Here is a 16,424-nt window from a genome sequence, read left to right as displayed (position 1 = left end):
GGTGGGGAGGATATCATCGTGTTTCAAATTAAAAACATTGTTAAACATTACAATCGGACTGGTAAGAATGTCAAAGCGGTTGATGACATCAGTTTTAATGTTCACGCTGGCGAGATTTTAGCTTTCCTGGGTCTAAATGGCGCAGGAAAGACGACAGCAATTAAAATCATTGCTGGTTTAATTAAGGCTGATTCTGGAGGCCTGTTAACGTCAGAAGACGAAAAAGTGGATAGAAACAGCATCAGTGCGCTGTTGGAGGGGCATCGAAATTTGTATTCCAGAATGACTGCTAAGGAAAATCTGGTTTATTTTGGTGTACTCCGTGGGCTGGGTTTAAAAGCTTCAAAACAGCGAGCTGAAGAATTACTGACCTTCTTTGGCTTGGATGACAAAGCCAATGAATTTGCGCAGAAGCTTTCCCGAGGTATGCAACAACGCCTAGCTGTTTCTGTTGCAATGATGCAAAAGCCTAAGTTACTTCTTTTAGATGAGCCTACTTTAGGTGTCGATTATGACAATACGCAGTTGTTGGTGGAATCATTGCAAAAGCTAAAAGCGGAAGGAGTCGCAATTCTATTTACCACACACGAGCTGGCAATTGCGGAAAGGCTAGCTGATAGAGTCGCCATCATTCGTGAGGGCAAGCTAGTCACTGACAAGATTCAACCGAAGTCACTTCAATCAGAAGCTTCATACGAATACAAGCTCGTCGTCGAACGGAGTGAAAAAAAGTCCATTCAAGAATTGGCGAGTCTTTATAGCCTTGATGTTGAAGACAATTGCGTACCTTCGATCAATCAGTCATTGCTACCTAAAGTCTTATCGGCAATTAACCCAATCAATATTGTAAGCCTTACCAAAAAACAACCCTCTTTTGAGCAGATTTTCATCAAACATGCGAGGAGCACATCATGTTAAGTCTTTACTGGATAGAGTTTAGTCGCTCATGGGTGTTATTTAAGCGGTATCCCATGGACGCCTTGGCGGCCATATTTATGCTGTTGTTTTTGTTTTGTGGACTTTTTTATGGTGCCGAATACCTGACCAACGGTACAAGCCATTTTGGAGAAAGACTCGAAACTATGGTCGTCATGTATATCAACTGGATATTGGTAATTGGCGTATTTTCTGGACTGAGTGGAGAGATACAGCGCGAGGCTGATACCGGAACGCTTGAACAACTGTTTATGGCGCGCCTATCAATGCCTAATCTGATTCTGGTAAGAGCCTTTGCAAATTTGGGCGTGAATTTTCTTATCACTATCTTGACATTACAGATAGTAATTTGGGTGTCTGGAGTAGAGCTTAACTACGCAGCGATTGCCATTGTGCCTGTGATTGCTTCTGTGTTCGCAGGCATCGGGCTTGGCATGATGACGGCATCCATCACTTTGCTGGCGAAAAAAGCAATGGGTTTCATTGCCATGCTTCAACTTCTCCTCATTGTAGTGATGGTGCTTCCATTTGAGAGTTGGTCGTCAACAGGACAAGCATTTGGATATCTCTTACCAATTACTTCTGCTACATCACAACTCAAATCGATAATGGCTGGCTCGGACGCTACGCTCGGACTACCCCATTTATATTCACTATTGAGCGGCCTGTCATATTTGGTGGCTGGATATCTGATATTCAGATGTTCGGTAAATCGCGCCAAACGTCTTGGCAATCTATCGCAGTACTAAATTGGAGAGTATTACAATGATGACGCAAATAGACGAGAAAAAACCAAATTCTTCACTCTTTACCGGCCACGCCATTAACGATGAAGTTGTTGTGCCAGGTGCCTACTATCTGCAAGTGGCATTATCCGCTCAACAAAGTGACGCTAGTGCAATATATCGCTTGGATTGCCATTTACCCGTGTTCGAAACAAATTTAGATGAAGCCCACGGTTTTTCAACGTTGGTAAATCAAGAGTGTAGTCAGACTACTGTAGTCTATAAAGGTCAATCTGTGGCTACGATAAAACAAAAGAAATTAAGCTCAGACGAACATGCAAAGCTTCATAACATGCCGATGCGTACTGACTTGCCTTTAATCAGTAAATCTTGTTCGAAGGAGTATCAGCGCCTGCATGAGACGGGCAATCAGTTTTCGGATGCATATAGGAAATTGGAAAACATGCGTAAACTGGAGAATATATCTCAATTCTCAATTAATGCTAAAAATTCCCAGTTTCTTCATGTTCTTGACGCCTGCTTTCACAGTGTTCTCGTAGCAAATTGCAGTGATAAAACGAGTCCCTTTGTTTTATTAAATATCGAAGAATGTCAGCTCATTGGGAACCTTGATAATGACTTGACTGTGCAAGTGGAATGTAAACAGCATTCTATCAATACTCTGCTGGCAGACCTTACGGTTGCCAGTCAAGATGGCAAGACTGTTTTTTGGGCGAAAGGAATACGGTTTTGTGCTTTAACACAGAATGCCGAGAGAACAGCGCTGGTTCAAGGAAACTTTACGCTCGCGCAAGTGGAAGAAGTATCATCATTCTTAAGCGCAAATTTTAATCTTCCTTATGAGATAAAGACGGAAGGTTACATAGACTGGCGATACGCCTTAGGGAATTTTGAAAATAATCAACAGGCTTACGATCACAGGTTTATTATTATACGCCCAAAAGATATGCTTGAACCACAACCACTTGCAAGCACGAGCGAACAAGCATTTGACACTAAGTTCCTTCCAAACGGAATACAGCTTGCACAAATTAATGAATACGAAACTGACTATCTCTATCGAGAAATTTTTGTTGATCGTTGCTATGGGCGTCATGGAATAGCAATTGAAAACGGAGACACTGTCCTAGATATCGGTGCCAATATTGGCATGTTCTCTCTTTACGCTTTGAATCAAGCAGAAAATGTAAAAATTTATGCTTTTGAGCCTTCCCCGAAAGTCGCAGACTGCTTACGCGCCAACCTCAGAAACCGAGGTGATGTTACGGTTGTAAATTCGGGTGTAGCCGAAAAAAGCGGAGAGGCAGAGTTTTCGTTTTATCCAAAAACGTCCGTCTTCTCGAGCTTTTTTAGCGCAGCAGAGGATGATCAAAAAATTCTGCGAGAGGTTATCTCAAATCAAGTAAGGAAAATGGTTACTTCAAATGATTCTGAACTGATACACGAATTAACCGAAGCTATGCTCAAAGATCGCTTAGAAGCAAAAAATATTACTTGCCCGCTGATAAATCTTTCTCAGTTTATTCGTGAAAAAGACATTCAACGCATTGGCTTGCTCAAAATTGACGCAGAAAAAGCAGAATTAGGAATATTGCGTAGCCTTTCTAAAGAAGACTTCTCAATCATTCGGCAAATTTGTCTCGAAGTACATGATGCAATAGGAGATAAGCTTGAAGAGTCGCTAAGTATACTTAAGCAGCACGGATTTCATGTGCATGTCGAGGAAGAAGTTGATTTGAGCAATACGGGGCTTTATACCGTTACTGCTACTCGCAAGAAAAACATAAAGGCAAGCACAATAGCCAGTCGAAACTATGGAATGCGCTTGGCAACTGATGAACTTAAAAAAGCGCTTTTAAATCATACGGCGCATCAGTCGCAGCCTCTTTACCTAATGTTCACTTCATCAAACGAACCAAGCGAACAGGTTATTATTCAAGATGTAAAAAACGAATTATTACCTTGTCTGGATAAAATCCCGAACACACAAATCACATGGTGCGATGAGTGGGGTATAGATAAACAAGAATTGTTTAATTCGAATTTAGCGGATGACATAGACGTACCCTTTAGTAGCAAATGGTATGGTTTTTTGAGTAAAGAGGTATATCGCGCACTAATTTGTAAAGACAAAACCCCTCATAAGCTAATTGTGGTAGATGCTGACAACACACTTTGGAAAGGTGTTGTCGGAGAAAATGGCGTCAAAGGTATAGAAATTACAAAGCTGCATCTGGCATTTCAAGCCTTCCTTATCGAACAGCATAGTAATGGCGTAATGTTGGCTTTATGCAGTAAGAATGTAGAAAGTGATATTGCCCAAGTGTTCGACGAACGCGAAGAAATGTTGCTCAAGCCCCACCATTTTATTGATATGAAGGCCAACTGGCAGAAAAAATCTATCAATATTCATCGTATAGCAGAATCGCTGTCTATTTCACTTGATTCGGTTGTTTTTGTCGATGATAACCAAGCTGAACTGGCAGAAGTAACAGGTACATTTCCTCAGGTGCTTGTGCTTCAATTTAAACACGAGAAAAACCATTTGGCCAAGATGATGAATCATTGGGCGTTTACTACCAGCCACATAACTGAAGATGACAAGCAGCGTTCAACACGTTACTTGGAGAATCAGCGACGAGAGGCACAACTGGCTAAAAGCCAGTCGTTTGATGACTTTCTGTCAAGTCTTGGACTTGAAATCAACGTGGCACCACTAAATGCTGAAAACATCACTCGCGTTGCACAGTTAACGCAAAGAACTAATCAGTTTAATGCTACCAAGCACACTTATGATCCTAGCAGTTTGCATAAGCTACTTCTGAGCAATACGGTAAAGTGTATTACAATAACTGCGCGAGACAAATTTGGTGATTATGGACTCGTTGGTGCTGCTTTCATCAGCGTGGCTAGCGACAATGCAACATTAGAAAATATTGTATTAAGTTGCAGGGCTTTGGGTAGAGGAATTGAGGAACGATTTCTTTCAAAAATCGGTACGTTTCTTAAGAATTTATCTGTTCAAAAGCTTACTTTAAAATGGAAAGAACTAGAAAGAAACCAGCCTCTACAGGATTTTTACACTGCCTTAGCTAAAGAGATAACTTGCGTTGATGACACATATTACAGCGCCTTAAGTGTCGATACCGTAGCGAATCTTAAACATCTAACGAGGGAGAAAGCTCCCAAAAGTGCAGCGAGTACTTCTAAGAGCGCTGGCTTAAGCTTGAAGTTTATCGACCAATGCTATTGTTCCATTGAAGATGACGATGCCTTGGTCTCTCAAGTATGGCCGGAACACAATTCCGATGGTGTGCATTTGAACAAAGCAGATGCACTAGAGATTAAAGTCGCGCGAATTTGGTACAAAGTGCTTGGAAAGGACATTGTCGACAAAAACGCTGACTTTTTCGAAATTGGAGGAAGTTCATTACGCCTAATTAGAGTCCTTTCGTTAATACATCAAGCGTTCTTAGTGAAGTTAAGTCTATTTGAAGCATTTGAACACAAAAGAACGATTGCCCAGCAAGCGGCCTTTATTCGTGCCAAACAGGCAATTCAAAACACTATCGATAAAAAAGAACCCACTAGACGAGTAAATTCTGCAAAAGAATTAACTGAAAATCAGTTGGGAATATATTTCTCTCAACTCCTTAACTCTTCCTCTAGTGCATACAACGTCCCAATGACCCTTGAGATTGACAAATCGAGTAATCCTCAACTAATAAAGCGAGCCTTGGTAAATCTGGGAGATAAACATCCCATCCTTAAGCTGGCGTATAAACAAGTTGGGCGAAATACTGAAATTTCTCAGCTTAAAGATTGGTTTGAATTTTCGGTAGAGGATGTCAGTCAAGGTTCTGCTGATGATATTCACAAACGCATTCAACTGCTTGCAAGCAAAGCAATCAGATTGTCCGGCCCCTTGCTGAAGTGCCATGTGCTGGAAAAAGAAGACGCTTATATCGTAGTTTTTGTTCTTCATCACCTTGCCTGTGACCTTGCAAGCATGGAGATATTCTTAACAGATTTTATAGCAGAACTGTCGGGCAAATCTTCTCAGACTACGCTTAAAGAATATCCTTCTATCATTCAGGAAACAGATGATTCATCAGCGGCCTTTTGGAAAAAAGCAATACAAGATTTCGCTGTATTGGACTTACCGGTAAGCGTTCGTAGTTCTCATCAGCTTTTGAGCGGCGATGGGTTCACGCAAATCCTAACGAACGAACAAAGCCAGTTTATTGAGTCGCAAATTGGCGAATCGGGCGTAAGCCGTTTTGTGTACCTTTTTGGTTTGTACTGTCGTTTTCTTCAGGATTTGACTGCTACCAGTGATTTTCTGGTTGCTACGCCCGTTTGTTTGCGTGAAACGCATCAAACTCAGCAAATCGGAAATTTTGTCAATTTGTTGCCGATTAGGGTAAGCCCTGATTTTGCGAAGGCATCTTGGCCTAAAATTGTTGAAAATCAAATACTTCAAGCTCTTGAGCACAAATCATATCCCTTTGGACGCATTATCAGGGATAGCGGAGTAAAGACAGATACCGGAAGAGCTCCGCTAGCGCAGACCACATTTGCGTTTCACGACCCTGCGATTGTTCCCGAAATAGGCGCATGGTTTGGAGATGGTTGCAGTGCAAGCACAGAAATTGACGGCAAGCACGTAAAACTATACGGGCATATCCAACAGATGGGGCAAACCGACATTGCTGTCGAGATGTTTAGGGTGAATGGAAGATACGCTCTTAACGTTAAATACGACACAAATCTACTGTGCAGTAATTACGCTCGCAAATTTCTTATTAATTTCATCAATTTTATGTCCAATCATCCCATAGGAGAACACTAATGGATATTTCACAACAGTTTGATTTTTTCTTGACCCAATTGGGGAGTTTGAACGCTTTTCAGGCGACAAGCTTTATCGCGTTTTTTTTAGTGGTGTGGTTTTTACCCACCATCGTCGCCCTATTTTTTAACCGGCGTAATGCAAAGCTCATTTTTGCAGCGAATGTGCCAGCGATTATATCTTGGATAGCTTGGTTTGGTCTTTTGGCTTGGGCAGCGACGGGAAAGCTAACTAAAAAGGCAGCTTCAAAAATCAAGATACAAGATACAGAAACAAGTTAGTTATCTAGTACAGGAGATTCGTTATGACGCTCGTTTACTCATTTTTTGACGTGTTTACGTCACCATCGAGCTTTTTTCACCGAATAAAATATGGTGACCACAAAGGCAGATGGATCTTCCTTCTGCTAACGCTGTCTATTTTTGCACTTTATTACAGTTTTTACAGTGTCATTGATAGTGAATGGTTGGTGCAAAAACAGCTTGCGGAAATTCAAGATTTGCCGGCTTCTCAGCAAGAGGAGCTAGCGAGAATATTCCGCAATCTCGCTGAGTATGCGGGATGGTTAGGGACATTTCTATCTTCGACAGCGATGCTGGTTGCCGTTGCTTTGCTGAGTCTTTTTTATATGTATATGGATTCATCAGACGAGCGAAAAAGCTATGAACAATGGTTTAGTTTCACATTGTGGACTCAGGCGCCCACGATTATTTCAACGCTCATATTTATGATTATTCTTTTTACAATTCCAGAACAGGATTTTCGACCAGAGCTGATTAATTATGCATCAGTCAGCCAGCTCTTGGGTATTCAGGAGGAAAGTGGTTATTTATACCTAATCGGAAATAGTTTTAGCGTGTTCTATATATGGAGCATCGTGTTGGCCACAATTGGCATAAGAATATGGGCCAACGCGACCTGGCTAAAATCACTCTTAATCGCAGTAACGCCTTACATAGTGTATGTCGTTTCTCAAATTATAATGGTTTGATCATGAAAAAGTTATTCGTTTTTTTATGCGTTGTCGTTGGTGTTGGAATTCTTATTGGCATTAAGAAATCTAACTCAGCATCTGCTCTTGAGGTAAACGCTGCAGAAGTCTCTGTGCAAGAGATTGAAAGCTCAATATTGGCTTCCGGCAACGTAATCTACTACAAAGAGGTCAGTATTCGCTCTGAGGTTACCGGAAGAGTACTTGATGTATTCGTGGAGGAAGGTGACGAAGTAAAAAAAGGTGACATTCTGGCAAAGTTAGACGATACCTCTTTCAAAGCGAGAGTTGAAAGAATGGTCTCAGATATCAATTTGCAAAACATCGAATTGCGAAAAAGAGAAGAGGAATTTGAACGAGCAAAGCAACAACTAGAGCGGCAAAAAAAGCTTCAAAGCAAAGGTCTTTCTTCGGTAGACGCAATTGATGAATTAGAGACTTCATTAACGATCGCAAAATTAGAAATTGAATCTACTCAAGCTTCTATTGTTGGAAAACAAGCGCTATTAGATGAGGCCCGTCAAGAACTTGCTAAAACAGTTTTCACTTCACCCATTGACGGTTTGGTTGTCGATGTGGGCGTCAAGGTCGGTGAAACTGTAGTGGCTGGCACGACGAACATTATCGGCTCGGAGCTGATGCTTGTGTCTGATCCTTCTTCAATGAAAGTTAATCTGCGCGTCGACGAAGCTGATATTGCAAATGTGCGGCTTGGACAAAGAGTGAATGTTTATGCAGCGGCTGATCAGGATAAAAAGATATTAGGCACCGTATCGAAACTCGGTGTTAGAGCATCGTCAGCCAATGCGAATGCAAATTCGGGTTTAGTGGTAATGATCAAAGTAGATTTAGAGGGGGATACAAGTCATCTGCGCTCTGGAATGAGCTGCAGAGCGGAAATCGTCAAGCAACAGATAGGTACAGCAAAGGTTGTGCCCATCTCGGCATTAAATTTAGCTAGCAACGATGTACCTTACATATGGGTAATTGAGGAAGGAAAAGCCTCTCGTCAGGAGGTCGAGCTAGGCCTAGCGACGGATACTGAACAACAGATCCTTGCTGGCTTAGAAACCGGACAAGAGGTCATCATTGGGCCTAGCAGAACTACTGCATTGCTCAAAGAAGGTATGGCTGTACAAGCAATGCAAGTGGAAAGTCAGGGTTAACTGTCATGAAAAATGCGGTCTTAGAACTTAGAGGCGTTAAAAAAATCTACAAATTTGAGGATGGAGAGCATATCGCTTTGAACAATGTAGATTTGGAAATATATGAAAATAGCTATAACGCTATAACTGGGCCTTCTGGTTCTGGCAAATCAACCTTAATGAATTTGTTAGGGTGCCTCGATAGACCGAGTGCAGGGAGCTATCGTCTTAACGGTAATCTTGTGACAGAAATGTCTGAAGCACAATTATCGATGGTTCGAAATCGAGAAATAGGCTTCGTGTTTCAAAACTACAACTTATTGCCGCGCGCAAGCGTGCTTGACAACGTAATTCAGCCACTGACATACCGCGTTATGAAACAAAAGGAAAGAATTGAGCGTGCAATGTTTCAATTGGAACGAGTCGGACTAGCACATAAGGCCAAGTCTGTTCCTAATCAGTTATCCGGCGGACAGCGCCAACGAGTTGCCGTAGCTCGGGCGTTAGTAAGTGATCCTGCAATCCTTCTCGGAGATGAGCCAACGGGTAATCTCGATTCTGAGACTACCTGGGAAATCATGGCCCTATTTGACGCTTTGCATCAAGAAGGAAATACAATAGTGCTGGTGACACATGAAACAGATATTGCAGAGCACTGCGAGAGGCGTATTCGAATTGTTGACGGCGAAATTGATTCTGACCTGACGTTTCCTTCTCAAGAACTAGCTCGTGGAGTCGGGTGCCATGCTTGAAATCGTCGAAGAAGTGTTGCAAACCAGCAAAGCGGCAGTGAAATCCATAATCTGTCATAAATTAAGAAGTCTTTTGACTGTGCTGGGCATAGTCATTGGGATTGCATCTGTCATAATTGTTATTTCTGTAACGTCTGCGTTGGGAGAGGTGATCAGTGCTCAACTAAAAGACTTCGCCAGTGATATGGTCACTTTGCAAGCAAAAACTCCAGAAGAAAAAAAGCAACTAGGCATTGAAAGCCAATTATCGTACGAAGATTATTTGTACTTGGACAATCGAAGTCAATTGGTCCAAGACATGTCTCCTTCGGCGATGTTAATGAACTCTGTTCCAACGCTGGCCTATAAACGAAGTTCAACTACTGCAAGCCTTATAGGTGCAACTAGCTTATACAAAAGTGTTGTCAATATTTACCCTGAATACGGTCGTTTTATCAACCGCAGCGATGATAATCAAAGACGCCGCGTGGTTTTTATTGGTGCAACGGTAGCAAAAAACCTCAGCATGAAAGCGAACCCAGTAGGCGAGTATATCCAAATCGATAATGATTGGTTTCTCGTTATCGGTGTAGGAGAAACGAGAGGGTCGATTTTTGGTATTGATCAAGATAACTACATTTTGATGCCTATTAGCACCATGCGTTCGATGTTTGGGACGCAGATCACTGATAATGTGTCGATTCTTTTTCGCCCAAATCCCAATATTCATATAGACGCGGTTACACAAGAATTGACTACCTTGTTGAGAAACCGATTAAATCTTGAAGCAAATGAAGCTAATACATTTGAATTTGTCACTGCCGAAAAGTTGAAATCACAGTTTGACAGCATTTTGTCTGTTGTCCTTGCGGTCACAGGGGGCCTGGTTGGAGTTAGTCTTGTCGTAGGCGGGATAGGCGTCATGAATATAATGCTCGTATCGGTCACTGAACGCACAAAGGAAATAGGAGTTCTGAAATCTTTGGGTGCAACGCCTAGATGCATCATGATGCAATTTTTGTTTGAATCAATACTTTTATCTTTAATCGGAGGCTTACTGGGGCTTCTTCTTGGGGCAATGTTTGCCGAACTTTTTTCTGCCCTTTTACCGATTGCACTAGAGCAACTGATTCCAGTTTGGGCAATATGGTTATCTTTTATATTCACATCGTCAATTGGCATCTTTTTTGGCTTAGCTCCAGCGGTAAAGGCGTCTCGTTTAGATCCAATTCAAGCATTGAGGTATGAGTAAAATGAATAAAAAGCACGACCAATGGTTGGTTCCAGATTTTTCTCCTAACCCTTCTAAAACCCTACTGTTTTGCTTTCCATTCGCAGGCGGAGGCGTTCAGTTTTACGCCAAATGGCAAGAATATCTTGACTCTAGTATTCAGGTTTGTCCGGTTTTCCTTCCCGGAAGAGAGCGTCGAATACGAGATTTGCTAATAGACGATATGTCTGTGCTGATTGAAAAATTAGTGACTGTGATTGGTCCCTTCACTCATCACCGTTACGCTATATTTGGGCATAGTATGGGTGCGCTCATTGGTCATTTATTGTCTTGCGCATTAATAAAACGCGGAATGCAGGCGCCGACACATCTATTTGTATCAGGAAGAGGTTATATACATCCGAGGGAAATGCGAGAGCGCGTTGAATCTGCCGGCTTTGAAGCATATTTGGATAGCATTCTCAGTTTGAGTACCATGACTGATTCGGTGCTTAAAAATAAAGAGCTAAGGTCGATTTTTTTGCCTATCTTTAGAGCTGATGTAAAACTTTGCGCAAACTGGGAATTAGAACCCATAGACAAGCTTCCTGTTCCAATTACCGCGATTTATGGTGATTGTGACGATAGCGTGAGCCCTGCTTCAGTGAAAAAATGGGGAACTAAGACCTCTTTAGCTTTTCATGCCAGTGTTGTACGCGGAGAACATTTATTTGTGCTAGATGAAGGAAAGCAACTTTGCGATATCGTAAACGCTAACCTTTCACAACGAAGCCAAAATTATTTATGCGCCTGAAGCTATAACTATCTTAAATGTTTGCGTTGATTGCCTAATGTCAACAACGCTACTAGCGCTAAATTTTTCTCGAAACCAGCTTTAACACCGCCTACACGTCAATGGCTGTTCTCATTGAGCCATTGATATTGCCTTGCCCTATCCAATAAAAAGTTTGAGCTTTTTGTATACTCCTTTTGTATACATATTACGCTTTTTGTGGTTTATTATTCAGTCTACTCACAAAGACAAGGTTCTGTATGTTATTGAAAACGCTGAAACCTGTGTTCCTTTACTCCAACGCAATTAACGCTTCTTTCAGAAATATTTATTCTGGAAGCTGAAGATGAATGGTGCTAAAGAGGACGCAGTAAAAAATACGAATCTCCAAAAGGGATACCGTTTTGGAGACTTTTGTTTGTCTTTGAGCACTGAAACACTGTTTTACAAAGAAGAAGAAATTCGGCTTGAGCCTCAAGTGTTTGCAGTCTTGAAGTATCTTTGTGAAAACAACGACCACTACACCTCTATTCAAGAATTACATGAGAATGTTTGGCAAAACAGAGTTGTTACCGACGCTGCGGTGCGGCGCTCTTTAACAAAACTAAGAAACATTCTTTCTAAAAATGCAAATGGACGCCATTTTATAAAGTCTATCCACAAGCGCGGATACATTTTAGATGAAGAGGTAAGGATAGTTTCAGATATTAAAAGCCCACGCCGGAGAAATGAATTAAGGAATTCAGGTGGGGGAATGTTCAGCGAAATTAAAAACAAAGTACTTACTTCGCCAGTATTTGTAGTTGCTTTTCTTTTCGTAATTTCTGTAGCCGCGGCATTTTGGATATATGAACGTCCTGTAACCGAGATTGTTTCAAGTGATACTTCTATCATTAATTATCCAGGCGAAAAATCGGATGTCGTATTAAGCACCGATGAGAGATATCTCGCGTTTGCAGGTAAAGCCTTTAGTTATTTGGGGCACCAATTGTTTGTAAAAGACATGCAAACGAGCAACATTAAGCAACTAACATTTAACGAAAAAAACATTGTTAAAGTTGATTTTGCGCATGACCAACAGCATCTGCTGTATATCGATATGACACCTGGACAATCTAAGCTTAAGAAAGTACCACTGAACATGAGAAGTGCAAGTCATATTCCAGAAACCTTAGTAGACGACTTCTACATCATCTCAGACTTTGTCGTCATGCCAAAGGGAACGGGCATCGTTTTTAATGGAATGAAGGAAAGAACAGATACGAGTGATACCTTCTTTTTTGACGCCGTTACTAAAGAAATCACTTATTTTTTATCAGCTATTGAGGGTGAAAACTACGATTACAAGGTCGCATTATCAAAGCAGGGTGATTACTTAGCCGTCACTACATCATTGAATAACTCAGAAGAGCAGCTGATCACTGTTTATGACACGTCAACTAAAAAAGTAGTCAACCGTTTTTATCATGACAAATTTCTATTCGACATCGGTTGGCTTCATGATGACGCGATACTTATTCTGGACCAAGACAATTTTAGTGTTATCGACACCAACACTGCTGCAAAAGAAGTGCTTAAAACCAATCCGCGCAAACAAATGAGGTCGTTTTATATCACAGGCAACACGGATCAAATTATCGCGCTTAGAGATATGGACGAAGGGTCATACTTTCTTGAGCTACAAAACAATCCGTTTGATTTGACAAATAACAAGGTGATGGAACCGAGTGATGAAACCTTGCAACGCGTATTTTTCTATGACCGCCAAAACACAAAACTATATGTGCGCCATATGGACGGAATTTCGCGATTGACGCTTAAGAAAGAAGGCGCATCAGAGGAAGAAGAGATACTAAAAGTCGCCAGCAGTCTGGATGTATTAGATGTCGCTCATGTTAACAAAAAAATACTGCTCAATATGGATGAGCGAAAAGTCATTTTCGATGTGGATTCTAATACATTGAACTATCTCGACGTCAATAAATTTGCTTCACTAAACAATATTAAATTTACGCTTGACTCTAATTTTGTTCTTTATGGTTTAAAAGAAAAACAGCAGTGGAATATTCACAAGTATGATATTTCTAGTGGTAGAAGTGATTTTCTTATTGACGGTTTCAAGTCTGCACAGGAGTATTCCAGCGGTTATGTTCTTCAAAACGAAGCCGGTGAGTTTTTCTTAAGCGATTTTGAATTCAATGTAATAGAGCAAATTGAAAATGCGGCCGTCGAAGATTTCGATTCTGCGTGGATAACTCGAAATGATAGTCTGTTTTGGAGTGAGTTCAATGGAAATACCGTATCGTTTACGAGTATTGACTTGTCTTCAAACAAAAAGCAGATTAACCAACTTGATGGCACCCACTTTAATTTGAATTTTGATGTGGACTATCTGGGTCAAAAGGTGCTGCTCAATCGAAAAAAATATCCTACAACCAAAGTGTCACAGTTTCGAATTTCCCGATCTATAAACGCTTCTATTCAATAGGGCGCAAAAAATTCATACATCAAAGATCAACACGCTTTAGTCATAAGCTGACCTTTATCCATGCGCTAATGTTCGTCGCTTGTGCAGAACGCGCCTTTATAACAATAGAAAGCCTATCATCGGTAGGTGGTTGAATAGCGAAATTGAAACTGTTGCTTAACTTGCCGTAATAAGGAGCCATTCGATAGGTCGGAATGTACAAAAGTCACTTAGCTTACTAAGTGCGCCGATTGAAGTGTTGAGAAAGACAGCACAAAATACGCTTTGGAACGCGTTACTTTCCACCAAAAACAGTATCTATTTGCTTAAGAATATCCTCTTGTGCAAGCGTTTTTTGTTTGAAAAAAATCGTTGGTCCAAGTTTTTACGCCTTCAAACTTCAACTCGATTGTACGTATAATCTCTTTAAGTAATTGAAAAGTAATGGTAATGTTTGTGACCAATATGAAACCAAATAAAACCAAGGCTTATTTTTTAACCTCGAGAAAATATCACAAAAAAGTCCTCCCTTAGTTCTTTTAGTTCACAAGTGAATTTATTACTTTTGCTACCACATCAACCGGAGGCAATTATGAAAAATACAAATGTGAACACGAAGACAGCACTTAAAGTTGAAACAGTAAAGCATTCATTCGTAAAGCCACTACTCATTGGATGCTTTGTCTTTGCTTCATTTATGACCACTTATGCTCATGGGAGCGCGGACATAAATGAGACCGTCTCACAAACTTGGATAGAGTTTAAAGACGATGACGAAGATAAAGACGACAATAGGGAAACGCTTCGTTCTGTCTGCAGACTCTTACCTCAACTCTGTCACTAAAGGAGTTGGATATGAAACATATACAACGGTATGTTGCTGCACTTAAAAAAGTCGAATCACAACAAGGCTTGGATGCTTTTTTAACCATGGTGTCCGAGCGAAATTCTTACCTTTGGTCAGGACTTGTTGTAAATAGCCATGCTGCATCTTTGATAAAGAAAACGGACATGTACGGCGCAATTCCATCACAGGTAAAAGACTGGTTAGTTCTAGACCCAGTATTTGATGCTCAAGAGGGAGCAGATTTTTTCCCGAAAACCGCAACTGCGTCTGAAATCGAGACGCTTTCGGTGGGGACCGAATTAGGGGGTGTTCTGCTTCTTCCGTTTATAGGTCTTGGTAGTGAGCGCGGCTTTGTGATTTTTGGTCTGAAGGGTGAGGCTTACCAACAAATTTTACCAAAGCTTGAACAGGTAGGATGGTATTGGTCGATTGTGCTTCCCTACATTTACGATGCGTACTGCCGTGTCTTTAAATGCGAAAAACCGCATATCACCAAGCGAGAGATGGAATGTATTAGTTGGGCATCAGAAGGGAAGACGTCTTGGGAGATCGGGAGGATTTTGGACATAACTGAGCGTACTGTTAATTTTCATTTAAATAATTGTATACACAAAACAGATAGCGTTAATCGCCAACAGGCTATCGCAAAGTGTCTGCTCCAGGGATACTTTTAAGAGTGGTTTGCGCATCAGATTTAGACGATAACGATGGTAACCAGAGGATATAGTGACATGAACATTCAAGACGATTTTATGGTTAATGAACAAAATGAGTTAAACGAGCTAGAGTACTACTGCTTAGAGGCGTTGTCAGATTTTACATTTGACAATGATAGTGTAGGTGAATTTATCAATTCAATTGACCTTAACTCAGATAACTAGAAGTTAAACAATGATGAAACTGCACAAAAATGCCCACTCGCTAATTGCATATCCTATAGTTAGTTTAGGTTTTATAATTGCATTGATTTCGTATTTTGGCGGTTTGGTGGGTAATAAATGGCTTGATAAACGAAGCGCTACCGTTCGTATCAGCACTGAGGGTTTCAAGCCTAATAAGACAAAGAAGGTCATTCGCACTGTAGCGCAGTCTGACAAGATTCTGGGTAAGTCTACAAGCGCAACTGAGATGACAATTGACTTTGACGCCCAACAGGATGTTGATTCTGATGCCGCGTACAGGGAAGTATCGTTGTTTGAGACAGGTCAACTGTCTGAGTTAAGCTTCAGCACCGATAGCGTTGGATATGCTAAAAACCCTCATTTTGAAAGCAAATTGTACTTTGAGGCAAACAATCGCTTATCTCGCCAATTGGATATCAGCGATATTGTCGTATTATCAGATGGCGAAAACGTATTGCTCGGAAAGGTCACAACAATCCTGAGGGGAACAACGGAGTGTTGTGAACAGAAAATTGGAATTATATACAACAACGACATAACAAATGCGAAACTTCAGCCAGGAATGGAGTTTACCGTTAGCGTGATGAACTAATTAACCTCAACTCGGGATAAGCGACAGCGCCAAGTAGCGCTAAAAACGCGAATTACTGCGTTGCAAAAGCGAGCAATAGAATGACTATTACATCACTTTTGCGCCTTGCACTTCACGTTTTTATCACTACTTGGTGATAATTTAATAAATACATATTTAAAACATGCACTTGCACTATCGCTTATCCCGAGTTGAGGTTAATTAGTAAGAGA

The 16,424-nt window shown here is 41.0% G+C and carries 14 protein-coding genes; all 14 read left to right on the top strand.

The genetic code is table 11. The annotated features are described in order from the left end of the window. The first annotated feature begins 18 nt into the window (after window positions 1-18). The 14 genes from PN836_RS10860 (at window position 19) to PN836_RS10795 (ending at window position 16,212) form a co-directional block, all read left to right on the top strand. Window positions 19-918: an ABC transporter ATP-binding protein gene (locus PN836_RS10860; RefSeq protein WP_395338236.1), complete on the top strand. Its 900-nt coding sequence runs from the start codon at window positions 19-21 to the stop codon at window positions 916-918. Continuing rightward, window positions 912-1,685, top strand: coding sequence for an ABC transporter permease (locus PN836_RS10855; protein ID WP_395338234.1), 774 nt, complete (start codon window positions 912-914; stop codon window positions 1,683-1,685). The genes PN836_RS10860 and PN836_RS10855 overlap by 7 nt, the downstream gene beginning before the upstream one ends. Before the next feature lie 16 nt (window positions 1,686-1,701). Beyond that, a complete protein-coding gene (locus tag PN836_RS10850; RefSeq protein ID WP_395338232.1) occupies window positions 1,702-6,534 on the top strand; it encodes an FkbM family methyltransferase in 4,833 nt (1,610 codons plus the stop codon). Further along, window positions 6,534-6,815 (top strand): superinfection immunity protein, encoded by a 282-nt coding sequence (locus PN836_RS10845; protein ID WP_395338231.1) that lies wholly within the window; start codon window positions 6,534-6,536, stop codon window positions 6,813-6,815. Before PN836_RS10850 ends, PN836_RS10845 begins: the two co-directional genes overlap by 1 nt. 23 nt (window positions 6,816-6,838) lie before the next feature. Beyond that, complete coding sequence (locus PN836_RS10840; RefSeq protein WP_395338229.1) at window positions 6,839-7,525, top strand: Yip1 family protein; 687 nt, start codon at window positions 6,839-6,841, stop codon at window positions 7,523-7,525. Window positions 7,526-7,527: 2 nt separating this feature from the next. Further along, window positions 7,528-8,691: an efflux RND transporter periplasmic adaptor subunit gene (locus PN836_RS10835; RefSeq protein ID WP_395338227.1), complete on the top strand. Its 1,164-nt coding sequence runs from the start codon at window positions 7,528-7,530 to the stop codon at window positions 8,689-8,691. 5 nt (window positions 8,692-8,696) lie between these two features. Further along, window positions 8,697-9,422: an ABC transporter ATP-binding protein gene (locus PN836_RS10830; RefSeq protein WP_395338225.1), complete on the top strand. Its 726-nt coding sequence runs from the start codon at window positions 8,697-8,699 to the stop codon at window positions 9,420-9,422. Continuing rightward, window positions 9,415-10,653, top strand: a complete 1,239-nt coding sequence (locus PN836_RS10825; RefSeq protein WP_395338223.1) for an ABC transporter permease — start codon at window positions 9,415-9,417, stop codon at window positions 10,651-10,653. The genes PN836_RS10830 and PN836_RS10825 overlap by 8 nt, the downstream gene beginning before the upstream one ends. Continuing rightward, window positions 10,646-11,425 carry a thioesterase II family protein gene (locus PN836_RS10820; protein ID WP_395338221.1) on the top strand — a complete coding sequence of 260 codons (780 nt, stop codon included), beginning with the start codon at window positions 10,646-10,648 and terminating at the stop codon, window positions 11,423-11,425. Before PN836_RS10825 ends, PN836_RS10820 begins: the two co-directional genes overlap by 8 nt. A 325-nt stretch (window positions 11,426-11,750) precedes the next feature. Continuing rightward, window positions 11,751-13,892, top strand: a complete 2,142-nt coding sequence (locus tag PN836_RS10815) for a winged helix-turn-helix domain-containing protein (protein WP_395338219.1) — start codon at window positions 11,751-11,753, stop codon at window positions 13,890-13,892. Between the two features lie 571 nt (window positions 13,893-14,463). Further along, entirely contained in the window at window positions 14,464-14,715 is a 252-nt protein-coding gene (locus tag PN836_RS10810) for a hypothetical protein (protein ID WP_395338218.1), read from the top strand. Between the two features lie 11 nt (window positions 14,716-14,726). Then, window positions 14,727-15,392 (top strand): helix-turn-helix transcriptional regulator, encoded by a 666-nt coding sequence (locus tag PN836_RS10805; protein ID WP_395338217.1) that lies wholly within the window; start codon window positions 14,727-14,729, stop codon window positions 15,390-15,392. Between the two features lie 57 nt (window positions 15,393-15,449). Then, entirely contained in the window at window positions 15,450-15,599 is a 150-nt protein-coding gene (locus PN836_RS10800) for a hypothetical protein (RefSeq protein WP_395338215.1), read from the top strand. Window positions 15,600-15,609: 10 nt separating this feature from the next. Next, entirely contained in the window at window positions 15,610-16,212 is a 603-nt protein-coding gene (locus PN836_RS10795; protein ID WP_395338213.1) for a hypothetical protein, read from the top strand. Window positions 16,213-16,424 lie beyond the last annotated feature (212 nt).

Source organism: Ningiella algicola (genome assembly GCF_028401415.2).
GTDB lineage: Bacteria > Pseudomonadota > Gammaproteobacteria > Enterobacterales > Alteromonadaceae > Glaciecola.
Note: the sequence above shows the minus strand (reverse complement) of the source record. Positions and strands in the feature narration are given on the sequence as shown.